General features: G+C 65.5%; 30 protein-coding genes. 13 read left to right on the plus strand and 17 right to left on the minus strand.

The features are described from left to right. Nucleotides 1–474 precede the first annotated feature (474 nt). The 5 genes from OH799_RS22370 to OH799_RS22390 all read right to left on the minus strand — a co-directional run bounded on the left by OH799_RS22370 (nt 475) and on the right by OH799_RS22390 (nt 2,016). Nucleotides 475–942 carry a hypothetical protein gene (locus tag OH799_RS22370; RefSeq protein WP_406267385.1) on the minus strand — a complete coding sequence of 156 codons (468 nt, stop codon included), beginning with the start codon at nt 940–942 and terminating at the stop codon, nt 475–477. Nucleotides 943–1,060: 118 nt separating this feature from the next. Continuing rightward, nucleotides 1,061–1,447 (minus strand): hypothetical protein, encoded by a 387-nt coding sequence (locus OH799_RS22375; protein ID WP_406267387.1) that lies wholly within the window; start codon nt 1,445–1,447, stop codon nt 1,061–1,063. Then, entirely contained in the window at nt 1,444–1,590 is a 147-nt protein-coding gene (locus OH799_RS22380) for a hypothetical protein (RefSeq protein WP_406267390.1), read from the minus strand. The genes OH799_RS22375 and OH799_RS22380 overlap by 4 nt, the downstream gene beginning before the upstream one ends. Continuing rightward, nucleotides 1,580–1,768, minus strand: a complete 189-nt coding sequence (locus tag OH799_RS22385; protein WP_406267393.1) for a hypothetical protein — start codon at nt 1,766–1,768, stop codon at nt 1,580–1,582. The genes OH799_RS22380 and OH799_RS22385 overlap by 11 nt, the downstream gene beginning before the upstream one ends. Continuing rightward, nucleotides 1,765–2,016, minus strand: coding sequence for a hypothetical protein (locus OH799_RS22390; protein WP_406267396.1), 252 nt, complete (start codon nt 2,014–2,016; stop codon nt 1,765–1,767). Before OH799_RS22390 ends, OH799_RS22385 begins: the two co-directional genes overlap by 4 nt. A 484-nt stretch (nt 2,017–2,500) precedes the next feature. Between OH799_RS22390 and OH799_RS22395 the strand changes: the two genes are divergently transcribed. The 5 genes from OH799_RS22395 (at nt 2,501) to OH799_RS22415 (ending at nt 5,473) form a co-directional block, all read left to right on the plus strand. Beyond that, nucleotides 2,501–2,770, plus strand: a complete 270-nt coding sequence (locus OH799_RS22395; protein WP_406267399.1) for a hypothetical protein — start codon at nt 2,501–2,503, stop codon at nt 2,768–2,770. 334 nt (nt 2,771–3,104) lie between these two features. After that, nucleotides 3,105–3,458, plus strand: a complete 354-nt coding sequence (locus OH799_RS22400) for a hypothetical protein (protein ID WP_406267402.1) — start codon at nt 3,105–3,107, stop codon at nt 3,456–3,458. Continuing rightward, the gene (locus OH799_RS22405; protein WP_406267405.1) at nt 3,415–3,945 is read left to right on the plus strand and encodes a DUF6879 family protein; all 531 of its coding nucleotides are present in this window, start codon (nt 3,415–3,417) and stop codon (nt 3,943–3,945) included. Before OH799_RS22400 ends, OH799_RS22405 begins: the two co-directional genes overlap by 44 nt. After that, nucleotides 3,942–4,775, plus strand: coding sequence for a helix-turn-helix domain-containing protein (locus OH799_RS22410; RefSeq protein WP_406267408.1), 834 nt, complete (start codon nt 3,942–3,944; stop codon nt 4,773–4,775). Before OH799_RS22405 ends, OH799_RS22410 begins: the two co-directional genes overlap by 4 nt. 344 nt (nt 4,776–5,119) lie before the next feature. Continuing rightward, a complete protein-coding gene (locus OH799_RS22415; protein WP_406267411.1) occupies nt 5,120–5,473 on the plus strand; it encodes a hypothetical protein in 354 nt (117 codons plus the stop codon). Nucleotides 5,474–5,546: 73 nt separating this feature from the next. Here the strand turns inward: OH799_RS22415 and OH799_RS22420 are convergent, their stop codons facing one another. The 7 genes from OH799_RS22420 to OH799_RS22450 form a co-directional block, all read right to left on the minus strand. Next, entirely contained in the window at nt 5,547–6,161 is a 615-nt protein-coding gene (locus tag OH799_RS22420; RefSeq protein WP_406267415.1) for a TetR/AcrR family transcriptional regulator, read from the minus strand. Between the two features lie 5 nt (nt 6,162–6,166). Beyond that, entirely contained in the window at nt 6,167–6,943 is a 777-nt protein-coding gene (locus OH799_RS22425) for an enoyl-CoA hydratase family protein (protein ID WP_406267417.1), read from the minus strand. 12 nt (nt 6,944–6,955) lie between these two features. Next, the gene (locus OH799_RS22430; protein ID WP_406267420.1) at nt 6,956–8,116 is read right to left on the minus strand and encodes an acyl-CoA dehydrogenase family protein; all 1,161 of its coding nucleotides are present in this window, start codon (nt 8,114–8,116) and stop codon (nt 6,956–6,958) included. A gap of 67 nt (nt 8,117–8,183) precedes the next feature. After that, nucleotides 8,184–10,217, minus strand: a complete 2,034-nt coding sequence (locus OH799_RS22435; protein ID WP_406267423.1) for an acetyl/propionyl/methylcrotonyl-CoA carboxylase subunit alpha — start codon at nt 10,215–10,217, stop codon at nt 8,184–8,186. A gap of 8 nt (nt 10,218–10,225) precedes the next feature. After that, nucleotides 10,226–11,824: an acyl-CoA carboxylase subunit beta gene (locus OH799_RS22440; RefSeq protein WP_406267426.1), complete on the minus strand. Its 1,599-nt coding sequence runs from the start codon at nt 11,822–11,824 to the stop codon at nt 10,226–10,228. 218 nt (nt 11,825–12,042) lie between these two features. Next, nucleotides 12,043–13,194 (minus strand): acyl-CoA dehydrogenase family protein, encoded by a 1,152-nt coding sequence (locus OH799_RS22445; RefSeq protein ID WP_406267429.1) that lies wholly within the window; start codon nt 13,192–13,194, stop codon nt 12,043–12,045. 71 nt (nt 13,195–13,265) lie between these two features. Continuing rightward, nucleotides 13,266–14,981, minus strand: coding sequence for an acyclic terpene utilization AtuA family protein (locus OH799_RS22450; protein WP_406267432.1), 1,716 nt, complete (start codon nt 14,979–14,981; stop codon nt 13,266–13,268). A 665-nt stretch (nt 14,982–15,646) separates the two neighbouring features. On the opposite strand from OH799_RS22450, the gene OH799_RS22455 reads away from it, so the two are divergent. Both OH799_RS22455 and OH799_RS22460 read left to right on the plus strand, forming a co-directional pair. Continuing rightward, on the plus strand, nt 15,647–16,261 hold the full coding sequence (locus OH799_RS22455; protein ID WP_406267435.1) for a hypothetical protein: 615 nt from the start codon (nt 15,647–15,649) through the stop codon (nt 16,259–16,261). A 222-nt stretch (nt 16,262–16,483) separates the two neighbouring features. Further along, nucleotides 16,484–16,651, plus strand: a complete 168-nt coding sequence (locus OH799_RS22460; RefSeq protein WP_406267438.1) for a hypothetical protein — start codon at nt 16,484–16,486, stop codon at nt 16,649–16,651. Nucleotides 16,652–16,741: 90 nt separating this feature from the next. On the opposite strand, the gene OH799_RS22465 is transcribed toward OH799_RS22460, so the two are convergent. The 3 genes from OH799_RS22465 to OH799_RS22475 form a co-directional block, all read right to left on the minus strand. Further along, on the minus strand, nt 16,742–17,503 hold the full coding sequence (locus tag OH799_RS22465; RefSeq protein ID WP_406267440.1) for an ABC transporter permease: 762 nt from the start codon (nt 17,501–17,503) through the stop codon (nt 16,742–16,744). Next, nucleotides 17,503–18,513 (minus strand): ABC transporter ATP-binding protein, encoded by a 1,011-nt coding sequence (locus tag OH799_RS22470; RefSeq protein ID WP_406267443.1) that lies wholly within the window; start codon nt 18,511–18,513, stop codon nt 17,503–17,505. The genes OH799_RS22465 and OH799_RS22470 overlap by 1 nt, the downstream gene beginning before the upstream one ends. Before the next feature lie 320 nt (nt 18,514–18,833). After that, the gene (locus OH799_RS22475) at nt 18,834–19,580 is read right to left on the minus strand and encodes a helix-turn-helix transcriptional regulator (RefSeq protein WP_406267446.1); all 747 of its coding nucleotides are present in this window, start codon (nt 19,578–19,580) and stop codon (nt 18,834–18,836) included. 194 nt (nt 19,581–19,774) lie between these two features. Here OH799_RS22475 and OH799_RS22480 point away from each other — a divergent pair, with 194 nt between their 5' ends. The 4 genes from OH799_RS22480 (at nt 19,775) to OH799_RS22495 (ending at nt 21,371) form a co-directional block, all read left to right on the plus strand. After that, on the plus strand, nt 19,775–20,026 hold the full coding sequence (locus OH799_RS22480; protein WP_406267449.1) for a hypothetical protein: 252 nt from the start codon (nt 19,775–19,777) through the stop codon (nt 20,024–20,026). 180 nt (nt 20,027–20,206) lie between these two features. Next, nucleotides 20,207–20,410 (plus strand): hypothetical protein, encoded by a 204-nt coding sequence (locus OH799_RS22485; RefSeq protein ID WP_406267451.1) that lies wholly within the window; start codon nt 20,207–20,209, stop codon nt 20,408–20,410. Further along, on the plus strand, nt 20,397–20,645 hold the full coding sequence (locus OH799_RS22490) for a hypothetical protein (protein ID WP_406267454.1): 249 nt from the start codon (nt 20,397–20,399) through the stop codon (nt 20,643–20,645). Before OH799_RS22485 ends, OH799_RS22490 begins: the two co-directional genes overlap by 14 nt. A gap of 447 nt (nt 20,646–21,092) precedes the next feature. Continuing rightward, nucleotides 21,093–21,371, plus strand: coding sequence for a Clp protease N-terminal domain-containing protein (locus OH799_RS22495; protein ID WP_406267457.1), 279 nt, complete (start codon nt 21,093–21,095; stop codon nt 21,369–21,371). A gap of 134 nt (nt 21,372–21,505) precedes the next feature. Here OH799_RS22495 and OH799_RS22500 read toward each other — a convergent pair whose 3' ends face one another. Further along, on the minus strand, nt 21,506–21,934 hold the full coding sequence (locus OH799_RS22500) for an SRPBCC family protein (protein ID WP_406267460.1): 429 nt from the start codon (nt 21,932–21,934) through the stop codon (nt 21,506–21,508). Nucleotides 21,935–22,042: 108 nt separating this feature from the next. Here OH799_RS22500 and OH799_RS22505 point away from each other — a divergent pair, with 108 nt between their 5' ends. Then, nucleotides 22,043–22,804 carry an alpha/beta fold hydrolase gene (locus tag OH799_RS22505; RefSeq protein ID WP_406267463.1) on the plus strand — a complete coding sequence of 254 codons (762 nt, stop codon included), beginning with the start codon at nt 22,043–22,045 and terminating at the stop codon, nt 22,802–22,804. A gap of 39 nt (nt 22,805–22,843) precedes the next feature. Next, nucleotides 22,844–23,170: a hypothetical protein gene (locus OH799_RS22510; protein WP_406267466.1), complete on the plus strand. Its 327-nt coding sequence runs from the start codon at nt 22,844–22,846 to the stop codon at nt 23,168–23,170. 81 nt (nt 23,171–23,251) lie between these two features. On the opposite strand, the gene OH799_RS22515 is transcribed toward OH799_RS22510, so the two are convergent. Then, a complete protein-coding gene (locus OH799_RS22515) occupies nt 23,252–23,965 on the minus strand; it encodes a MerR family transcriptional regulator (protein ID WP_406267469.1) in 714 nt (237 codons plus the stop codon). Between the last annotated feature and the right edge of the window lie 41 nt (nt 23,966–24,006).

Consider the following 24,006-nt stretch of genomic DNA (forward strand, 5'->3'; position numbering starts at 1 on the left):
GATACCCGCAGCGTGGTTTGGATAGCGAAGCTTCTGTTCAAATACGATGGCCCCGAGAGGATTGAAGAAAACATTACTGATGCTGCACGACAAACGCGGAAATATCGGACAGTAACTTAATGATCTGACTCTCTTCTCGTAAATGGGTGGGCGCAGCCGTGCGGGTGCCGGATCAGTACAGGCCGAGTAACTTGCCCATCCAGGTAAGAGCCGCCTCGCGGTCATTTTTTGCGATCGTTCGAGTGGCATAGGTCGGCTTACTGACGAAGCGGCGCGAACCTGCGCCGGTCTCCGGTCGCACGGTCCACCATCCCAGCTCGCGCCTCAGTTGGTACCCGCGTCCTGCATCTTGCGGGTGTAGCCGCCGCGTTCGGGGACGCGACAGCGCGCGGGCGGCTCCTGCTACTCGAGCACGCAAGCTGATCTTGCCTTGATAGTCGGCATAGCGTCCCGACAGTCGCAACATCTGATCCTCTATCCGCAATCGGAGGGAAAGACGGTCTTTTCATCGGAGTTTTGACTGAAATCGTACGGCCTGCCCTGGATCGTACCGCGCGCGTTGGAGAAGATTCGCCAAACTCCGGGCGCGCAGGGGGCGGTGGCAGTATAGGTCTGACGCGCCGTAGGGACGATGGCGCTTTTGGTCGGTGCGCCCATGTACTGCCATTGGCCGGAAGCGTCGCGCCGTTGCAGGCTCAGGTAGTAGTTGTGCGTCAGCGCAGCATCGGCGGGTACGGCAGTGCACTCGGCCCATCCGTACCCCTCGATATTCGGCATCAGAATCGTCGGCTTGCTAAAAGTGAACCCGTTGTCACACAGAGTTCTCTTTACCAGTGTCGGCCCGCCGGGACTGGCGTTCGCGACGTTGCCGCTTGTGCCCGAGATCGGTGTCGCGGCGAGCACGACGACAATGACGGGCAGTCGAGAAATGCTGTAGTGCAATGGATTTCCCCCATTCTTAGTTGCAGGAGCAGCCAATACCGCTCAGCACTCTCCTGACGTGATCCGTTCGCTTCGATGTCGACCCGCATTCCCGCTGCCCGGCTGATGCCGGGAAGGCCTACGGGTGCCATCCGGGTTTGTCGTCTACCCATATGGCGGGCATCGGTAGTGATTTGTCGACCACGATGCAGATCCACAACACCTCGTAGGAGAGGTGGTGACGTGCCTTCATCTGTGCGGTGTCGAGGTAGACACCCGGTTCGGCGCGGACATAGGGCCGCACCGACGGAGACCAGTCCTCGGCGCATTCGACAGTCCAGCCGGGGCGCTCTAGCTCGCCGAGGACCACGTCCGGGCCGGGCACCCACACGGGACCGTGCTGCCGCCACCGGGACAGGGAGCGGTGGTCGACGCTGGCGTGGATCGCGAACTCCGTCAACCCGATGTAGCGGGGGGCCTCCGAGTGGCGTTCAGCGGTCAGCCGATGGTTGGTACGCGTCCTCATCGGTCGAGATCCGTGTCGTCAAGGTCGATGGCCCGGCCGTCGTAACCGATACGCGCCCACAGTCCGTCGTCGCGCTGCAGCATGGCCTGCGGTTCGTCCAGGTTCCGATCCGGGTCCCATAGAATCCGCCAGTCACTCATCATCGCCGGCTCCGAAGCTGTAGTAAGCGGACGCGGTGAGGTATTGCAGGCAGCAGGGGCCGTGGCCGCCGTGGTCTTTGAGAACGAACCTTGCCTGCTCGAGTGAGGTCGGCGGAATGTCGGCGGTGCAGTCACGGTGCTGGGCACGCCACCGATCGATCCACGCGAGGTAAGTGCTCACCGCAGGGCTCGCGATGGCTTGACGAGTTTGGCAGCGACGAGGACATCGAGCGCGGCGGCCTTGTCGGCGCACGTTTCGGTGTCGCAGCTGATCCGCGCCTGCCACACCAGGTGTGCGTCCTCCGGGGTGTACGGGACATCCGGTGCGAAGTGGCACGCTTCGACGCCTTCCACGGGCTGATCAAAGAAACAGATCGTGCCGTAGACGAGGCCGGCTACGGTGAAGGCGATCAAGAGAGCTGTGGGCATTGGGCTATCCCCTCTGGGCGCGTGTGTGCGTTGTCAATCACCGCATCTGCCTCGCTACCTGCATAGTCGGGACGATGCGCCCGAATCGGCCAACATCCAGTACGCGCGCCGCTTGGTCTCGCACGTTTCGATCGGAAAGGCCCTGTAGCGCTGCATGATCCGGTGAGCTTCCTCCACGGTGAGGCGCTGAACGATGTCCTTCGCCGCGGATGGAGGTCTCCAGAGGCACCGTCGTCGTGGCGGCTGAGGTAGCGCATCGCCAGTCCCGTGACGAGGATGAACGCGACGATCGCGGTGACGATCCAAATGGCAGGCGGGTGCATCGACTGAACCCCTGACATGCTCGGGTGTGGTTGTAGTGGCCGACGAACTCTCATATTGGGAGCTGGGCCACGGTGTGCCATTTGTGGCACATCTCAATGCTGACACACTCGGGCGAAGTGTGTCAATGTTGACACATGCCATTTGTGGCACACTGGTCAATATGAACGAGCAGCTCACACCCGAAGAACTGGAAGCCCTGAACGAGCTGCTTCCACCAGGAAGGCAGACCGGCGACCTCCGCGAGGATCTCGCCGAGGCAGCGCGAACGGCAATGCGCCGACGTATCGACAACAGCCGATGGGGCGGAGCGGTAATCGCAGCTCTGCACCGTGACCTGCAATCCTGGCGGCAGCTCGAGGAAGTCACCGGCATCCCACATGCAACTGCCCGGCGATGGGCGACGCCGCCGCCGGGTACCGAAGCGAGCTGATCGCCTGTCCAGCGATCGGCGGTCCTGTGTGCGCACCGTGCGCCCGGGAGAGCGGCGACCGTTCGCGCCCGCGCAGATGCCAGCTGTGCCTACACGGCAGTTCGGAACGCAGCATCACTCATCCTCCATCGTCGATGGTGAGGCAGCCCGCGGCCGGGACGACTGGCACCGGCCGCGGGCGCCCACCTCGGACGTTAGAAGTCGGTAGTGCGCGGACTCCATGGCCTTGCCCAAACTTGGCCATGTTCGGCCGTTTCCTGATGTAACTTGGCATCGTGCGAGAGAATGCAGTCAGCACTGGAACGTCCACGCGGATCGCAAGATTGGGGCAAGCATGCACCTGACCTTCCTCGGCAAGGCTGGCTCGCAAGTGAAGGACTGCCCGACGCTCTACGCCACCGATCACGACAGCTACGTCGTCGCGGGTTGGCAGACCGATCGGCCCGAAACCATCGAAATCCCGCATTTGCTACTCGGTTTCGCTGAACGGAATACATTCGTCGGGGCCACGCTCGCCGATACTGGGCGCGGTACCTTCCTACTCACGGGTCGACCGATCACCGATACTGAGACGCTCGATCAGATCGACCTGGAGAGCGACGAGACGGCGATCGAGGTGCCCAAGGTGGAGAGGACGTTCTACGGTGCTAATACTGCAAGGCGACAAACGGGACAACCTATTTCGTGAATGCCAGCGGGAAGCATTTCATCTCGAAGTTAGGGATGACTATGCGGTCCCCATGGAATCCGGGCCATTCCGGCAGTTTCTCGATGATGAGCCCGACGACTACGCCTGGTTCCGTGACTGGGAGATCGAAGCGCGGGAAATCACCGGCCGGGGTGTCGTCCTGAGCCGTGTGCGGGTAGTCACCGTGCCGCACACCTACTATCAGCGCTGGGGTCTGGTAGTCGCAGCGCGCAATGTCGCTGCCGGTGAAGATATCCGGTACCTGCCGCGGCACCTTGCCGGCGATGTGCCGCCTGATGATTGGTGGCTTTTCGATGGTGAACTCGTCGCGTACAACCTGGTCGACGACGGAGGGAAGGCTGCGGGCATAGCGCTGACAAGCGATCCGCAAATCGCCGCCTACTGCCGCGGGGTGAAGCGACGCCTCTGGGATCTGGCGACGCCGTACGTCGAATACGTCGACCAGGCCGCCATTCAGCAGCAGTGACCAGCGGTGTCCAAGAGGCGAGGGAAGCGCTCGGTCAACGGCTCCGGGAGATGCGCCGCGCCGCTGGGATGTCCGGGCGCAATCTGGCAGAGCTGGCGGGCTGGCACGAGTCCAAGATATCGAAGCTCGAGTACGGCAGACGTCCACCATCGGAAGCTGACATCCGATTCTATTGCGAATATCTGAACGCGCCCGATCAGCTTCCCGACCTCTTGGCCACGCTCCGACATATCGACACCGCGTATGTGGAGTGGCGACGCGTCCTCGGCACCGGGACACGCCGCGGGCAAGATGCCGTGGTGAAACTCGCCGAACAAACAAGGATGACGCGCATCTATCAGCCGTACGTCATCCCCGGCCTCCTGCAAACTGCGGAATATGCCGAGGCGATAATCCGGCAGGCTATCGACTTCTACCGGATACCCGATGATTTGGACCTTGGCGTGGCCAAGAGGCTCGAGCGACAGCAAGTCCTGTATAAGGGGGATCACCGATTCCACATTCTCGTTGGGGAGCATGCGCTGCTCACCGACGTGGCCAGCGACGGTGTGATGATCGGCCAACTCGACCGGCTGTTGGCGGCGATGGGGTTGCCTCGCATGGCGTTCGGCATCGTCCCGTTGAACGCATACTGCCCAGCCCCATCAACAAATTTCGTCATCTACGACGAAAGAATGGTGCTGGTCGAGGCCGTATCCGCCGAGCTGACCATCACGCAACCACGCGAAATCGCGGTCTACCAGCGCACATTCCAGGCTCTGACACAGCAGGCGGTGGTCGGCGACGCCGCTCGCGCCCTGATCGCCGCCGCGCTGGAACAGCGCAGCTGATCTGAACACGCTGAGCGCCCGATCCGGAAGGGGACGCTGAGAGCCCGATCCGGAAGGGGACCGGATCGGGCTCTGGACGGGCAACCAGGGTGAGCACGTCGGCCGACCCCTTGCGATGCCCAGCGAGTGCCGGAGTGCATTGCTCACACAGGCGCCGAAGCATGTGAGGAACTAGCCAGAGATGTGCGGAGCGGTCGCGTTCATTCGGTTAACTGTTGGCATCTCGCAGAACTCCAGCGATGATGATCGGGCATGTGACGGCTCCCCGCTGGGAGCCGGGGCCTCAGCCACCATCAGGTCACGCGTCCACCACGAAACAAACAGGAAAACAGTTGAATGCCATCATGAAGCTGGCCGTTACGGTCATCGGCGCACTGGTCGCTACCGCGCTCACCGTGGGATTCGCGTCCATCGCGTCGGCCGCACCAGCGGAACAGTCCGCGCAGGTCAGCGCGTCATCGGGGGAAACGCCGCAGGTGTCGTACGTCAAGGTGTGTCTGCCGCCCGGTGACACCATCGAACTGAGGACAGGGTTGGGAGCGGCGGTTGGGGCTGCCGTCGGTGCGCTCATCGGCCTGCCTGTCTTCTTTGTGGGCGCGATTCCCGGAGCGATCATCGTCGGACTGATCGGCGCCGCCATCGGAGCGTCGTCTTACGCGATCGATTCCGGGCGGCTCGAGCAGCAGGGATTGTGCTAGCCCCGTCTAATTTGCCGCGAACGGCGCTCTTGACTGATGTTCGGATCAAGGTTGACCTGGAGTGCTGGTCCGCTCAGCGCGGTGCGTGCAAGGCGGCGTGCAGGGTCGCCGCCCACTGCTCCACGATTCGTTTTCGGCGGGCCGAGTCGTCGGTGAGGACGTCGGCGAGTCCGAGGCCGCGGGCCATGTCGAGGGTCGCTTGGACCAGGTGGTGGGCTACGGGGTCGGAGTCGTCGGCGCCGAGGGCCTTGACCGCGCGGCGGTGTGAGGCGCGCCCGAAGCGGGCCTCGAGCGGGACGATGCGTTCGCGCAGGGCCGGGTCTGCGGCTGCGTGGGTCCAGACCTGGAGGGCCGCCTTGAACAAGGGACTGGTGTAGGACTCGACCAGCCCCGCCACCACCGCCTGCGTCCGGGCGACGCCACACACCGGCTCCGGCAGCGTCGCTGCCTCCTCGATGGCCTGCCCGCTGCGAGTGTCGAACATGTACTCCAGCGCGGCAGTGATCAGGTCCTCCCTGGTCGGGAAGTGATGCTGCGCCGCGCCACGCGACACCCCCGCACGTTCGGCGACGACGGCGACTGTGGCTGCCGCCCAACCCCTTTCGGCCAGGCAGTCGATGGTCGCCTCGAGCAGGCGCTGCCGAGTCGCTCGGCTGCGGTCCTGCTTGGGTTCGTGCGGAGTCGCCATGGGGGTCATTCTGCCCAGCTCGGGGGGCGACGCTGCAAGAAGGCAAGCATGCCTTCCTGCACCTCACTTGTGCCGAAGAAGCCCGCCGAGCGTGCCGCGAGCTCCTCGGCCGACGCGTCGAACTCGGCGAGGATGCTCGCGTTCACCAGCCGTTTGGACTCGGCCAGCCCCTGGGGGGAACCCTTGCGCAACTCCGCGCACAGCCGCGCTACCTCGGCCGCCGGGTCGTCGGCGGTGACTGTGACCAGGCCGATCTCCGCGGCCACGGCGGCGCCGAACTTCTCGCCGGTCAGGTAGTACCTGCCGGCCGCGCGCGGGGTGAGCCTGGGCAGCAGGGTCAGCGATATCATGAACGGCGCCAACCCGATTCGCACCTCGGTGAGCGCGAAACTGCTGTCCGGCCCGGCCACCACGAGGTCGCAGGCGGCGACGATTCCCATGCCGCCCGCGCGGACATTGCCGTCGATCTGCGCGATCACCGGTTTCGGGATCTCCACGAGCCTGCGCAGCACCTCGATCATGACCCGGGTGCGCTCGTCCGCGGCCACCGTGGGATCGGCGTTGCTCGCCTCACTCAGGTCCGCGCCCGCGCAGAAGGTGCTTCCGATGTGCGCGAGCACGATCGCGCGCACATTGTCGTCGGCGGTCGCGTCGTCGAGCCCGCGCAGCAGCTCGGCGACCAGCTTGGACGACAGTGCGTTGCGGTTGTGCGGCGAATCGAGCGTGAGCGTCGCGACACCATTCGCCACTGCGTAGCGGACGAACGGAACCGTCTCGGTCATCGATGGCCTTTCCTAGTACGACTTCGGCAGGCCCAGCGAATACTGGGCGACGAAGTTCAGGACCATTTCCCGGCTGACCGGGGCGATGCGGCCGATGCGCGAGGCGGCGAGCATGGCGGCCAGCCCGACGTCACGGGTGAGACCGGAACCACCATGGGTCTGGATGGCCTGGTCGAGCGCCCTGATACTGGCCTCCGCCGCGGCGTATTTCGCCATGTTGGCGGCCTCCGCGGCCCCCATTTCCTCGCCCGCGTCATAGAGGGTAGCGGCCTTCTGCATCATCAGCTTGGCCAGCTCGAGCTCGACCTTCACCTGCGCGAGCGGATGCGAAATGCCTTGGTGCGCACCGATCGGCGTCTTCCACACGGTGCGCTCCTTGGCGTATTCCACGGCACGGTCGATGGCGTAGCGGCCGAGGCCCACGGCCATGGCGGCACCCATGATGCGCTCCGGGTTCAGACCCGCGAACAGCTGCATCAGCGCCGCGTCCTCCTTGCCGACCAGCGCGCTGGACGGCAGCCGGACGTCGTCGAGGAACAGGTTGTACTGGTGGTCCGGCTCGATGATGTCCATCTCCTGCGCCGTCTTGGTGAAGCCTTCGGCATCGGTCGGCACGATGAACAGGGCGGGCTTCAGCTTGCCGGTCTTGTGGTCCGCTGTCCTGGCCACGATCAGCACGGCCTCGGCCTGGTCCACGCCCGAAATAAAGATCTTGCGGCCGTTGAGGATCCAATCCTCGCCGTCGCGGCGCGCGGTCGTGGTGATCTGGTGCGAGTTGGATCCCGCGTCCGGCTCGGTGATGCCGAAGACCATCGTGCCGGAGCCGTCGGCGAGCTTGGGCAGCCATTCCCGCTTCTGCGCGTCGGTGCCGTACTTGGTGATGATGGTGCCGCAGATGGCCGGGGAGACCACCATGAGCAGCAGACCGGCGCCCTGCGCGGAGAGTTCCTCCATCACCAGCGCGAGCTCGTACATGCCCGCGCCACCGCCGCCGTACTCCTCCGGCAGATTCACGCCGAGAAAGCCGAGTTTGCCTGCCTCATCCCATAATTCGCTGAGCGGCTCGTTCTTGCGGGCTTTCGGCAGCACGTAGTCGCGGTAGTTGTACTTCCCGGCCAGTGCGGCGACGGCGGCCCGCAGCGCCTTCTGTTCGTCGGTTTCGATGAAGCTCATCAGTTCTCCTGTGTTCTGCGGGACAGTCGCACCCGGTCGGAGCGATCAGGCGCTGCGCAATGGCTCCTCATCGCTCCTCCGGGTCTTCGTTGTCCGCGGCGGGTTCGACGACCGCCAGCACGGCGCCGACGTCGACCTGCTGGCCGACGGTGACATTGACAGCGCTGAGCACACCGGCGGCGGGCACGGCGACGGTGTGCTCCATCTTCATCGCCTCCAGCCACAGAATGGGCTGGCCCGATTCGACGTGGCTGCCCACCTCTGCGCCGATCCGGATCACGCTGCCGGGCATGGGCGCGAGCAGCGATCCGGTGGCCACCTGATCGGCCGGATCGCTGAAGCGCGGCAGCCTGCGCACGGCGACGGGGCCGAAAGGCGAATCGACATAGACCTGCTCGCCGTAGCGCGCCACCTCGAACTGCCTACGCACGGGGCCGCTTGGACCGGGCACGGAGAGGACCACGCGATCGGGGGCGGACTCGACGAGCTCGAGCCCGTCGTGGCCGTCTACCGCGACGCCGGTCCTACCGAACCGGTAGCTGATCTCGTGCGTCCCACTGGCGCGGCTCTCGTAGGACTTGCGCTGCGACAGCGAGGGCAGATTCCGCCAGCCGCTGGGCAATCCACCACCCACTCCGGCGCTGCCCCGGTTCGCGGCCGCGTCGGCGAGGGCGGCGGCGACGATCGACAGCGCCTCGTCGGATTCGGATACCAGCGGCGCGGCCAGGGTGTCCAAGCCATGTGTGGCGAAGAACGCGGTGTCGGTGGCACCGGCCGCGAACGCCGGATGGCGCAGTACCCGCACCAGCAAGTCCCGGTTGGTGACCAGGCCGTGGATCTTCGCGCGGTGCAGCGCGGCGGCCAGCAATCGTGCCGCCTCGCCGCGGGTTTCGGCGTAGGAGATGACCTTTGCCAGCATCGGGTCGTAGTGCACGCCGACGACCGAACCGGCCACAACGCCCGTGTCCAAGCGCACGCCCGGCCGGTCGAGTAGATCGAATTCCGCTGCCACCATGGGGATATCGATCCGGTGCACCGTTCCGCTCTGCGGCTGCCATTCATGCGCCGGGTCCTCGGCGTAGAGCCGCGCCTCGATCGAGTGCCCGTGCATCGCGGGCGGCTCGGCGGGCAGCGCGCCGCCCACCGCGACATCCAATTGCAGCCGAACCAGATCCAGTCCGGTGGTGCACTCCGTGACCGGATGCTCGACCTGCAAACGCGTGTTCATCTCCAGGAAGAAGAAGGCACCCTGTTCGTCGGCGAGGAACTCCACGGTGCCCGCACCGGTGTAGCCGATCGCGTCCGCCGCGAGCCGCGCCGCCTCGAACAGCCGAGCGCGCATGCCCTCGGTGCGCTCGACCAGCGGCGAGGGAGCCTCCTCGATCACCTTCTGATGGCGACGCTGGATAGAGCACTCGCGTTCGCCGACCGCCCAGATCGTGCCGTGGATATCAGCCATCACCTGGACCTCGATGTGCCTGCCGGTCTCGAGGTAGCGCTCGCAGAACACCGTCGGATCGCCGAACGCGGATTCCGCCTCCCGCCGGGCGGCATCGATCTGAGACGTCAGGTCGGCGAGGTCGCGCACCACCCGCATGCCACGCCCGCCGCCGCCCGCGGAGGCCTTGATCAGTACCGGCAGATGCGCCGCGGTGACCTCGGTCGGATCCAGTTCGGCGAGCACCGGGACGCCGGCGACATCCATCAGTTTCTTCGAGGCGACCTTCGAGCCCATCTGCTCGATCGCCTCGACCGGAGGGCCGATCCAGACCAGCCCGGCATCCAGCACCGCCCTGGCGAATTGGGCGTTCTCGGAAAGAAATCCGTATCCGGGGTGGATGGCGTCGGCGCCGGTTGCCAGCGCGGCTTCGATGATCAGCTCACCGCGCAGATAGGTTTCGGCCGGCGTGTTGCCGGGCAGCCGGACGGCGGTGTCGGCTTCGGCCACATGCGGCGCGGCGGCGTCCGCGTCGGAGTACACCGCGACGGTGTCGAGGCCCATCCGGCGGCAGGTGGCGAACACTCGGCGGGCGATCTCGCCACGGTTGGCGACAAGGACGTTCGTGATCGCCGGGGCGAGAGCGAGGGGGGAGTTGGACACGGCGCGCCTCACATTCGGAAGACGCCGAAGCCGTCGGCGCCCTTGATCGGGGCATTGTGAATGGCCGATAAGGACATTCCCAACACGGTGCGGGTATCGCGCGGATCGATGACGCCGTCGTCGTACAGCCGCCCGGACATGAACATGGCCAGCGACTCGGCTTCGATCTGCGCCTCGACCATGGCTCGCATTCCGGCGTCGGCGTCCTCGTCGAACGGCAGGCCCTTCGCCTCGGCGGCGGCACGGCCCACGATCGAGATGACACCCGCCAGCTGTGCGCCGCCCATGACGGCGGATTTCGCGCTGGGCCAAGCGAACACGAAACGCGGGTCGAAGGCGCGGCCGCACATGCCGTAATGGCCGGCGCCGTAGGACGCGCCCATCAGCACCGAGATGTGCGGCACCTTCGAGTTGGAGACCGCGTTGATCATCATCGCGCCGTGCTTGATGATGCCCTTCTGCTCGTATTCCTTACCGACCATGTAGCCGGTCGTGTTGTGCAGGAACAGCAGTGGCGTGTCGGTCTTGTTGGCCAGCTGGATGAACTGGGTGGCCTTCTGCGACTCCTCGGAGAACAGGACGCCGCGCGCGTTCGCCAGGATACCGATCGGATATCCGTGCAGCTCCGCCCATCCGGTCACCAGACTGCTGCCATAGAGCGGTTTGAACTCGTCGAAATCCGAGCCGTCGACGATGCGGGCGATCACCTCGCGCGGGTCGAACGGGATCTTCAGATCCGGGGGGACTATGCCGAGCAGATCCTCCGGGTCGTAGAGCGGCTCGATCACCTCGGTGCGCGGAGCGGGCCCCTGCTTGCGCCAATTCAGCCGCTTGACGATGGAGCGGCCGATACGGATCGCGTCCTGCTCGTCGAGCGCGTAGTAGTCGGCAAGGCCGGAGATCCGCGCGTGCATGTCGGCGCCGCCGAGGGATTCGTCATCGGACTCCTCACCGGTGGCCATCTTCACCAGTGGCGGGCCGCCGAGGAACACCTTGGAGCGCTCCTTGATCATCACCACGTGGTCGGACAGGCCCGGGATGTAGGCGCCGCCCGCGGTGGAGTTGCCGAACACCAGCGCGATTGTCGGAATACCCGCCGCCGACGCCCGGGTGAGATCACGGAACATCTGGCCGCCGGGGACGAAGACCTCTTTCTGCGTGGGCAGGTCCGCGCCACCGGATTCCACGAGCGAGATCACCGGAAGCCGGTTCGCTCGCACGATATCGTTGATGCGCAACGTCTTTCGCAGCGTCCATGGGTTCGAGGTGCCACCGCGCACGGTGGGGTCGGGCGCGACGATCATGCACTCGACACCTTCTACGATGCCGATGCCCGCGACGGTGCTCGCGCCGACGTGGAATTCGCTACCCCAGCCCGCCAGCGGGCACAGCTCCAGGAACGGGGAGTCCTCGTCGACGAGCAGCTCGATGCGCTCGCGTGCGGTCAGCTTGCCACGCTTGCGATGCCGGGCCAGCTTGTCGGGGCCGCCGCCCGCGATGGCCTTGGCGAACTCGGCCTCGACCTCGGTGAGCTTGGCGCTCATGGCGTCCGCCGCCGCGGTGTACTCCAATGCGGCGGTGTCCAGGGTACTGCGCAGTACGGTCATGCTGTGTCCTTTTCTGGCATGACCGGGGCCCTGCGTGGTGACGCGGGCTGCCGCCTCCGGGCCTGACCGGTCATGCTGTGTCCTTTTCTGGCATGACCGGGGCCCTGCGTGGTGACGCGGGCTGCCGCCTCCGGGCCTGACCGGTCATGCTGTGTCCTTTTCTGGCATGACCGGGGCCCTGCGTGGTGACGCGGGCTGCCGCCTCCGGGCCTGACCGGTCATGCCTGGTACCCCAATCGCTTCGCCGCCAGTCCGGTGAGGATTTCCGTTGTGCCACCGCCGATGCCGAGGATGCGCATGTCCCGGTACTGCCGCTCGATCTCGCATTCGCGCATGTAGCCGAGGCCGCCGAACAGCTGCACGGCCTGGTTGGCCACCCACTCGCCCGCCTCGACGGCGGTGTTCTTGGCGAAGCACACCTCGGCGATCAGGTCGGTCTCACCTTCGGCACTGCGCTGCACCACATCGCGGGTGTAGACGCGGGCGACATCGATGCGTCTCGCCATCTCGGTGACCGTGTTCTGCACCGCCTGCCGGCTGATCAGCGGACGGCCGAAGGTTTCCCGGTTGCGTACCCATTCCAAAGTCAGGTCAAGGCAGCGCTGCGCGCTCGAATACGCTTGCACCGCAAGGGCGACGCGCTCGCTGACGAACGCGCCCGCGATCTGGTGAAAACCGGAGTTCTCCTGGCCGACCAGGTTCTCCGTCGGCACACGGACGTCCACGTAAGAAAGTTCGGCGGTGTCGGAGGCGAGCCAGCCCATCTTGTCCAACTTGCGGCTGACCGTGAAGCCCGGCGTGCCCTTGTCGACCACGAGCAACGAGATGCCCCCAGAGCCCGGTCCTCCGGTGCGTACTGCTGTGACCACGAAGTCGGCGCGCACGCCGGAGGTGATGTAGGTCTTGGCACCGTTGACGATGTAATGGTCGCCGTCGCGGCGGGCCGTGGTGGTGAGGTGCCCGACGTCGGAGCCGCCGCCCGGCTCGGTGATCGCCAGCGAGCCGATCTTCTCGCCCACGAGTGTCGGCCGCACCCAGCGCTCGAGCTGCTCGGCATTGCCTGAGGCGACGAGGTGCGGCACCGAGATGCCGCAGGTGAACAGCGAAGCGAACAGTCCACCGGACGCGCCGGCCTGGTGCATCTCCTCGCAGACGATCATGGCGTCGACGCCGTCGCCGCCGGAACCGCCCGCGGACTCCGGGAACTGCATACCGAGCAGGCCGAGGGCGCCCGCCTTCTTGTGCAGCTCGCGTGGGATCTCACCCTCGCGCTCCCAGCCTTCCAGGTACGGCAGGATCTCCCGTTCAACGAAACCTCGTACGGTGGTACGCAACTCGCGCCGTTCCGGCGTTTCCCACAGTGTGGTCATGCGGTGTCCTTTCTCGCATGACCGGGGGCCCTGCGTGGTGACGCGAGCTGCCGCCTCCGGGCCCTGACCGGTCATGACAAAAGCTCCACTGGAATGTCGAGATGACGGGACCGCAGCCATTCGCCGAGTCCCTTGGCCTGGGGATCGAAGCGGGCCTGGTAGGCCACGCCTTGGCCGAGTAGACCTTCGATGATGAAGTTCAGCGCCCGCAGGTTGGGCAGGACGTGCCGGGTGACGGTGAGCGAAGCCGCCTCCGGGAGCAACTCTTTGACGGTCTCCACTGTGAGCGTGTGCGCCAGCCAACGCCACTGCTCGTCGGTGCGCACCCACACTCCGATGTTGGCGTTGCCGCCCTTGTCGCCGCTGCGGGCGAGCGCGATCGCGCCCAACGGCGCACGGCGGGTTTCGGTGGTAGGCAGAGATTCCGGAGCGGGCGGCTCGGCCACCTCGGCCAGGACCACCGTGTCGGTCGACGGCGCGACGGCCACGCGGCTGCCGTCCGGCAGCACCGCCGTGTGCGGCACCTCGGAGGCATCGACAAACCCTGGCGTGTACACGCCGTACGGAGATCCGTTACCAGGCAATGTGGTGAAACTGCACCCGGGGTAACTGGCCAGCGCCAGCTCCACCGCGACATTGGAGAACGCGCGGCCGACCTTGTCCGGGTCAGGGTCGCGAACCACGCAGCGCAGCAGCGCGCTGGCCTGTTCCTCGGTGTCGGCGTCCGGTCGATCCAGCCGGGCCAGGGTCCAGGTCAGCTCCGTGGGCTTCGTCGGCAGCCAGGACTCCAGCTGTCGTCGCGCCAGTGCCGCTTTCGCCTCGATGTCCAACCCGGTGAGAATGAACTCCATCTCGTTGCGGAACCCGCCGAGCGTGTTCAGCGAGACCTTGAGCCGCGGCGGCGGGGCCTCACCGGTGACGCCGCTGATCAGCACCCGGTCCGGACCCTCCTGGTCGAGCCGGATGGTGTCCAGCCGGGACGTCACGTCGGGTCCCGCGTAGCGGGCGCCCTGGATTTCGTACATCAGCTGGGCCTCGACGGTGTCGACAGTGACCGCACCGCCGGTGTCTTCATGCTTGGTGATGACACTGCTGCCGTCCCTGCGGATTTCGGCGAGCGGGAAGCCGGGCCTGCCCAGGTCGGCGAGTTCGGTGAAGAAGGCGTAGTTGCCGCCGGTCGCCTGGGTTCCGCACTCGATGACGTGTCCCGCCACCACCGCACCGGCCAGCTGGTCGTAATCGGTTCGGCCCCAACCGAAGTGTGCCGCGGCAGGGCCGAGGACCACCGAAGCGTCGGTGACCCGGCCGGTGACCACGATGTCCGCGCCTGCGTTCAGGCATTCGACGATGCCCCACGCGCCGAGGTAGGCGTTGGCGGTCAGCGGCGCGCCGAGGCCGAGTTCACCGGCCCGCGCAACCAGGTCGTCGCCCTCGACGTGCGCGATCCTCGCGTCCAGCCCGAGATCGGCGGCGACCTTGCGCAGTTTCTCCGCCAGCCCGGCGGGATTGAGGCCGCCCGCGTTCGCGACGATCCGCACGTTGCGTTCCAAGGCGAGCCCGAGACATTCCTCGATCTGCTCGACGAAGGTCTTGGCGTATCCGAGGCTCGGGTCCTTCATCCGGTCCCGGCCGAGGATCAGCATGGTCAACTCGGCGAGATAGTCACCGGTGAGCACGTTGAGCTGCCCGCCATCGAGCATCTCGCGCATGGCACCGAGCCGGTCACCGTAGAAGCCGGAACAGTTGCCGATCCGGAGTACATCCGGGTCCGCGGCCAGCATACTCATCAGCGGGAATGCCTCCCTTCTGTGCGGCGACCGGACGTTGTCGGTCCGAGCGCTGCGGGCGGTAATCGGACAGCAGTCCGGGCAGTCTTGTGGCGTACCGTCCGGCCGCACCCGTGAGTTCGCGTTCCACGACCAGCATGACACCCTGCTCAGAAAAAAGCAAGCGTGCGTGCTTGTTAATTTTGCCCCGGACTTCGACGCCTCCGTGGTAGGGATCGTGTCCCAGCTCCCAGGCATGGAGAACGACTGGGTACGGTCCGATAAACAATGACGGTGTGACGCACACTTCTGGAAAGCCACCGGTTGATCTTGCAGACGTTGTTCCGGGCATAGACGTATACGTCCACGCTACTGTCCGACTTCACCCTCGCCCCGGTAGCCCTGGAATTGCAGACAGCCACATCGGTGGCCCCCTCCTGTGGCCTGCGGCGGAACCGTGGCCGCGCTGCGACGCCGTCTACTGCTATGTGCACAACGGTGTCGGCGCCAGCGCACGCGGGCCAGTTGCACGTGACCGCATCAGCGAGCAGAGCACCCACGGTGAGCTAACCGTCGCTGAGCGTACAAGCCGGCTGCGTACCGCCTGCCGCGCTCCCCTCATTCCGCTGGCTCAACTATTCGCTGCCGACTTTCCCGAGATCACGTTTCCCGAGGGAAAGGACCTCGTGCAGCTGATGTGGCGCGGCGAGGACTGGGACTACGACTGTATCCAGGTGTTCTGGCGGCGGACCGCGGACGTGACCGATGCACTGGCTGTCCCATTCGCTGAATTCGATGACCCGAGAGCCGAGAACCGCTGTCCGCGCCCATGCATCCTGGATCCGGAACGGGTACTGGAGTACCCCTGGTACGAGGAGCTTCCGGACGAGGTACTCGAACGACTGCAGTCGTGGAAGCCGGACTCGGAGGAGGACGAGGATCCGGCAGACGAAAAGGATACTCAATGGGTTCCCCCGTCGCTGTACTACCAGATGTCGACAGCTCCCGGCTTCAAAGTCGGCGGTAGCATGAGTTGGTCCACAACCGATATGCCGGATCTGGTGTGCAGTGACTGCGGCGCGCCGAGCACCCTGCTACTCCATCTCGACACGTATGAGTGGGCCCCCGGACGATCTGCCTCCCGGTGGCGACCGCTCGAAGATCGGCACCTGCTTCCTGGGACGCCGGACTATGAGCTGGCCTGTGAGCCAACTGGTTTGACAATCGGCAGTGCCACCCACGGCGGTGTATTCATCTGCTCCGCAAGTCCTGAGCACGCTGCGAAATTCCGTTGTCAATAGCTCGGAACAAGGTGCGACTTTTCTGCCCCCGCCGCGGTCGGCGCTGACCTGGAAGCACGTGCATGACCGGTCCGCTGATGGCTCCACCGCGGCTCCTCCGCCACCGAGCGTCGCCGGATCGAGCGCAGCGAGCCAACGCCGACTGGCGCCACCACTTCGATTGAGAAGCCACAGCGGGTCATCATCACCCGCGGCGCGGCGACGGAGGCGGGATGGAGGAAGATGAGCACGGTGTCCACCGACGTCGCCGTGATCATTCTGTTCGCCCTGGCCGGATTCCTCCTCGGCGGCGCCTACACCACATGGAAGGCCGCTCGGCCGCTGTCCATCACGCTCGCGGTCTGCGCCGTCCTCGCGGCGGCGGGCGCCGTCGCCTGGTGGCTCGGCTAACGCCGCGACAGGCGGAAGATAAGCAATCGTTGTCTCGCAAAAGCACGAAATCCACCGAGTGGCGAGGGAAAGCGACTCGGGTAGTTCTCGCTACGCGTCGCGCTGATTCACCATGACCAGGGCCGCGCCGAACACGATCGCGACGAACGCGGTGAAGTAGAGCAGGCTGCCCACGGGTCCCCAGTGCCAGTTGGCGGTGGTAGGGGAAGCACTGTAGAAGTGGCTCGCGTTCGCGAACGGCAGAAACGGGGTGACGTTGCGGCCGAAATTGCCGAATGCCCCGAGCAGGCCCTCGATGAGCAGCGGCCACAGCACGATCAGCGAGATCGCGGCAGCGGACTGTCGCACCAGCACGCCGATGCCGACCGCGAGGACGACGCACAGGAACGTGTAGATGGGGATGCCGTAGACCTCGCGCCAGTCGTCCCCGGTCGACAGGGTCAAAGTCGCGCCCGCGTCCGCCCCACCGAGCGCCTTGGCGACCAGGTAGGAGAGGAATACCAGCACAATCGTCAGCAGCGCGCCGTACACGCCGACGAGCCCGGCCTTGGTGAGAATGACCTTGGCCCGATGTGGAGTGGCCTGGAACGTGGTCCGGATGATGCCGAAGCGGTATTCGCTCGTCACGGTGAGCGTCGCCATGATCATCAGGACCATCACACCGAATCCGCTGATCCCGGCCACCGCGGTAGAGACCGTCAGGTTGATCGAACCCTCTTTGCCGTAGGACGCCCGCGCCACCCAGGCGAGGAGGGCGGCCATGCCGAGCGCGAGTGCGATAACTATCGCCGAGCACCACCAAGGCGACCTGGTCGAGGTGAGTTTGATTCGTTCTGCTGCCAGCACGCCCATCAGAGCGCACCTCCCATCGCTGTGTAGGACGCGGCGTCCGCGGTGCCCTGCGGGGATACGCGGGCTGCCGCCTCCGGGCCCATCACCTGATCGAATCCTTCACCGTGGTACTGCACGGCACCGCCGGTCATCCGCATGAACGCTTCCTCCAGCGAAGCGCGCTGGGGAGCCAGCTCGAACAGCGTGATGTCGTTCGCGCCCGCCAGTTTGCCGACCGCGTCGCTGGACACGTTCGCGACGACGAGCGCGGGGCCGTCGGCGCCCGCACCGTCCTCGCGGACGGTCATGCCGTTCGAGGTGAGCACGCTGCGCAGCTGGTCCAGCTGTGGGCTGCGGACCCGCACCGACTGCTCCGAGGCGCGCTCGATGAACTCCTGCGTGGTCGAGTCCGAGATGAGCTTGCCGCGACCGATCACCACCAGGTGCTCGGCGGTCTGCGCCATCTCCGAAAGCAGGTGGCTGGAGACCAGTACCGTGCGGCCTTCGGCGGCCAATCGCTGCATGAACCGGCGGATCCACAGGATGCCCTCCGGGTCCAGCCCGTTGACCGGCTCGTCGAACAGCAGCACCTGCGGGTCACCGAGCAGTGCGCCGGCCAGGCCGAGCCGCTGCGACATGCCGAGGGAGAAACCGCCCGCGGTCTTGCCCGCCACCTCCGACAGGCCGACCAGTCGAAGCACCTCTTCTACCCGGGACTTGGCGATGTCGTTCGATGCGGCCATCCACTCCAGGTGGGCGCGCGCCGACCGGTTCGGATGTACCCACTTGGCATCCAGCAGCGCACCGACGATCCGCAGTGGATGGTCCAGCTCATGGTAGGGCTTGCCCTGGATCAGCGCGGTGCCCGCGGTGGGCTTGTCCAATCCGAGGATCATCCGCATGGTGGTCGACTTACCGGCACCGTTCGGTCCCAGGAACCCCGTCACCTGCCCTGGTCGAACGGTGAACGTCAGATCCTGTACCGCGACGGTCTGCCCGTAATGCTTGGTCAGGCCTTTCAGCTCGATCATGTGCCCAGCATTCCGCAAAACGCGGCTGTGCGCGTCCCTACAAAGTGGCGAGTTCGGTCATCCTCGAGGATGACCAACAGCCGTCCAGGTGGGTGCAAGCCCGTACAGAGGGGTCTAGTGAGCCGGGATTATGGACTCTGGCCCACCCCTGAACTCACCCGTACGGCCGGAATCGTGAACAAGTAGGTGACACGCGCAGGTTGTCCCCGACCACGACGGCGAAGGCCCGCAACCGATTAGGCCGGTTTCGGGCCTTCGCTGGGCAAGGTCCACCAGATACTTGGCAGCGAGTTCGACTCCCTCTCAACCCCTCGGCTACATCAAGAGACGTCGGGCGGCTGGTCGTACGCCTCGATCGTGGCCTTGGACGTCGAGGAGTCCTGCAACACCAGCTCCCACGGACCGGAGTTGATCTCGAAGCTCTTGCCGAACCCGACCCATTTCCCGGCCATCCGAGCGCCGGTCAGCTCGACCAGCAGTTGAATCGCGCCGTGGTAGTAGGCGCCGCGGTAGTAGCCGTCCTGGGCGGTGTGCTCGCTCCATGTGCCTGTAGCGACGTGCCCGTCCACCGTGAGGTCCATCTCGAGGGACGACTGCGCCGAGTTCGGCAGGCTGCGAACCGTCAGCCGGTTGTCGTGCTGCAACACCACGACGTGGTGCACGGCCGTGAACGTCGCGTCCCTGCCGCTCGAGTAGTACTCATACCGAGACAGCCAAATCCCTGAGTAGTTACCGGGTGTCCTCGGTCGCCGCGCGGCGGCGAACTGCTCGGGCGCGACTTCGCCGATAGCCGAGTCGACCACGGTCCCGTCCTCGCCGCCGGAAAGGCTTCGGCCGGCCATTACAGCACCGAACCCTAGGGATTCGATCGGTAGCCGCATGACCTTCTCCAGTGCTCGCGCGTGCGATGGCCGCGGGTTGGTGGTGAGCCCTGATTCCCAGCGCTGTACAAGGCGTTTGGTGGCGCTGGCGCATCCTGCGTCCCGGAGTGCCCGCGCGAGGTCGTCCTGGCTCATCAGGCGCGCGTTCCGGGCCGCGCGGAGAGCCGTGTTCGGTGCGGATGCCATGTCGCCACGGTAGCCCTTTGACGCCTAAATGTCGCCTTGAATAGAGGCGGATTGACGCCGCTTCCGTCATCACGCGGACACATCCTGTCGGCTGACTCTGAATGTGGCCCCGACGCCGGGCTGAGCCCTGAACTCCCCGGCGTCGGGTGCCCATCAATGGAACACACACACGACGCGCCTGGGGGTATAGACAAATGCCCATCGCTCTACTGATCGCCTTCACGGTAGCTGCCGTCTTCTACGGCACGATCTGGTTCTTCGATCGGCCGGTGAGAAGCACGGAGACGTGCCATGTCGCACCCGATACCCCGTACACCCCAGAGGATGCACATCTGGTGTGGCAGGCCCGAATCGGCTGCGACACCGAAACGTGCGCCGATAAGGCCGCCGCACTCGATGTCCTCATCGAAGCCAAGATCGTCAAGCCGTGGCGGGCCATCCGGTGACCACGCTGGCCGACGCCGAGCAGTGGCGTCACTTCCACCGGAACTGCCACGCCGAGAGCCCAATTCGTTCGCTGGACCAGGCCCGATTCGTGACTAACGTCCACGCTGGCCACGGGCACACCTGCCTCCAGTACCTCGCCGCAACGGCGTACATCATGGGCTCCGGGGACGGGGCCGACCATGACGCGTGACGAGCCCATCGGCGTCAGGCAGAGCTACATCGACGGCACGCTGTCGATCATCGGCGCCGATGGCTGGCCGTACACCCCAGAGGAAACCGCCGAACTGTTCAGGGAAGCCAAACATGGCGACTCCCTGGAGCTGCTCGAGCGAGTATGTGACGGCCTGCGTGTGCTGGCGAGGAAAGCCGATGGCGCTCAGTAGATCACAGGCGATGGTGCTCGGTGCCCTAGCCCAGGGTGAGCCGCTGACGACGCAGGAACTGAGCATCTGGACGGGTCTCGCGGCGACGACCGCGCGGGTCGCCGCGACATCCCTCGCTTATGACGGGTGGGCATCCAGCACAGACGGTGTCCCGACCTACTGGCAGATCACTGACCATGGCAGCCGCCTCGCCGCGACACGCCCATACCGCGAGTACCGGACCGCCAATGCCTGATCGGGTCGGCGGCCCCCCAACATCCCGGCAACAGTCGGGGCATCCGAGATAGATCCGAGCAAGGACCGGGTGAACCCAAGGATTCCGGCGAGGGCGTTCGGATCAGGAAATGAGGGGAGATCGAAATGCGTAACTTACTGGGGGCCATGCTCACGGCCTGCATCATCGGCGCGTCCACGTTCGGCGGAGCGGTCGCCGTGGCCGAGGATTCGAACGGGCCATGCCTGTTCGGTCATGTCGACCCGAACAACAACGACAGCGCCTGCAAATACAGCGACTCGGCGACATGGCCGGAATCGGAGTCCGACGCCGACGGAGAACCAGCACGTCCGGACCAGGGATGCGCACGGGAACAGGTTCTGGCTGTGCAAGCGGTACAAAGACTCGTGGGGCCACACCTACTACCAATGGACCCAAGTCCTCGGCATGTGATGGGAGGATGGACTGATGTCGATCAGGCACACCCAGGACTATGAGCTGATCATCTCCGCCGCCGAGCGGATCGCCCACGAACGCGGTGACGACTATGTTGGCGTGGAGCACCTCATGCTGGCAATCCTCGCCGATCCTGATGCCGTGCCGACGTTTGAGCTGCGGCACAGGATGGGCGTCGACGTCGCCGAGTTCGCCAGGCAGCTGAACCTGTTCCTGGATGCGCCGATTCCGGGACCAGGCCAGTACCGGGTGCGGTCACTGGATGGCACCATCACCATGCGGTCTGCCTGATCCCGAAGACAACGAAACACCCATGCCGGGCGGGTGGTCGTCGGGCAGCTCGTAGCGGTGGAACCGGTGCGGCCGCCCCGCCTCGAGCTGTTCGACCGGTTTTGACAGCTCCGCCCACACGGAGAGGTGGGGAGCTATGTCTCGAGTAGTTGCCGAAGGACGTCGAGGTTGGCTGCTACCGCTGACTTGACTTGTGCTGTGACGATGGGGCTCGCGAGTCGCAGCGGGCCGCGGAGTTCGAGGTCGATCACGTTTCGCAGCATGGTACCGCCGGGGGCGGATTCCAGATCGTAGGACAACACTGCCGGGAATCGGCCCAACTGGCCACGGATCTGCAGCCGTTGCGTGGGTTGGAATTCGGTGACCTCGAACGCTTCCACAGCTGGTTCGGGAATCGATCGGGTCTGCCGATAGGTCGACCCGACCCCAACCGGGCCTGCCGAGGTTTTGCGGGTCTCGGTGATGGCGTAGTTCCAGCGCGGAACGTTCTCGAACTGCGCAAGGTAGGCGAAGACGTCGGCGATCGGGCGGTTGATGGTCAGCGCGTTCTCGAACGTTGTCATGCCGTCTGAAGGCCTGCGGAGTCGGCGAATATTCCAGTGACCGCCATGCCCATCCATGTGATACGGATAACATATTACACGACATATATGTCGTGTAATATACTTGACATGACGAACGCATCGAAGAACCCCACCCTTGTTTTCATCCCCTGCATGTCCGGCGCACCATGGGACATCAGCAGGTTCGACTCGCTGAGCGAGTGGCCCGCGCGTCTGTTGAAGCTGCCCGAGGCCGTCGACAATATGGAGATCTATGCCGACTTCGTCGCTGACGCGGTCGCCGACCTCGACGACTATGTTCTGGTCGGAGACTCCTTCGGCGCTCAGATCGCGCTGGCGTTGGCGGTTCGGCGGCCGAAAGGTTTGCGCGGGCTGGTGATGTCGGGTGGATTCGCGGCCAACCCGGTCACCTCCCGGTTCTGGAACACCGCGATGCGGACCATGGGCAAGATGCGCGGTGGCGCTTACCAGCACATCGTCCTGCGCGCCCACGCCTACCGCCTGGCCTCCCCCTTCGACGGTGCAGGCCAGGTTCCCTGGAACGAGGCCGAAAGCCGCCGCGTGTTCCGGGAGAACACCCCTGCGGAGTCATATGGCGCCCGCATCACCGCGGCCCTGTCGGCTTACTATGTCGACAAACTCGACCAGGTCACGGTCCCGACTCTGATCCTGACCCCCGAACACGACGTCATCGTCGGTGAAGCCCCCGCCAAAGTGATGCTCGATGGGATTCCTGATGCGACCGAGGTCGTGCTGGAGCGGACCGGTCACATGTTCCGCTTTTCTCACCCCGGCACCTACTCCGCCGCTGTGGCGAAGTTCCTGACCGAAGGTGTCGATCACCGAGAGACCGTTGGTCCAGGACGCTGAAGAATTGCCGTTACTCTGAAACTCTTCGAGGAGGGCGCGATGACGCTGATGAAGAAGGGGAGCCGCCGCATCATCGTTGATGGGGTGACCTATCGATGGCGGCTGCGACCACGGCCGACATACGACCAGGGGATCGGATCGTCTCCTTGCATCTACGCCGTCGTGCACGCGGAGCATCCGGGTTCAACGCTGGTCGTCAAGACCGGACATGCGCACCCCAGCAACTGGGTCGATATGCCGCCCGTCCCGGTTCGTCCGGCTGACGTTCCCGCCGGCATCCGTATAGGACTGACTCGGGGCTGGAATCCAACCTCCCCGGGGAAGCCGTTCATACTGGACTGCTCAGGCAAATTTGTCGCGTTGTAAAAGAAACCGTGACTCGCGCAGTCGTGCGGCAGATAGACCGCCGCGACCACCCAGCCCCAGCGCTCTCCCGACGTCGCAAGGCTATTGTGCCGCAAGCGAGATCACAGCGCTGAGCGCCGCGGCGGCGTCGAGCAGGGCATGGGAGCGAGCCGCGATGCTCCCGTCCCGGGCTGCCAGCGCGGCTGCGACGTCTTCCGATTGTCCGCGCGGCAAGTTCGGCATCAGAGCGCGGAGGGTTTCGATGCGGTATCCGGCGCTGCGCAACTGGTGAACGATCCGAGCATCCCGAACTTGTGCCGGCGAATAACGTCGCGTTCCTTGGGTGGAGACGCGGTCAGGAACAGCGAGCCCCTCGGCGTCCCAGTGCCGCAAGGTCGACGGGCGCACTCCGAGTGCGGCAGCGAGCTCGGACACGCTCATCGAGTCCGATGCGCGGACATCCGCGATCGGCTCGGCGGAGATCGCCTCGGCCGCCGCCTTGGCGAGCTCGAGATCCCTCCGCTCTCGATCGAGTCGGGCGTGTGCCGCATCGAGGAAGGCAAGCACCTGCGAGGCCGGGCCCCGGTGTACGGCACGAACGATCCGCTTGGCCTCGACCGGACCGACACCGGCCGCCAGCGCTCGGTAAGCCAGCGCGGAACGCAGGTGAATTTCGCCGTACCTGCGGTAGCCCGCGGCTGTCCGCATCGCGGTCGGCAGCACCCCGTCGCGCTCGAGATTGCGTACCTGTTGCACGGAGTAACCGGCACGTCGCGCGACATCGACTGTGCGTATGGACGAGTTGAGGGTCGACACCCCACCTCCCCTGTCAATCGTCTCGAAGTCTCCACAAGCAC

The sequence above is a fragment of the Nocardia sp. NBC_00881 genome (genome assembly GCF_045207455.1).
In the GTDB taxonomy this organism is placed as follows: Bacteria; Actinomycetota; Actinomycetes; order Mycobacteriales; family Mycobacteriaceae; genus Nocardia.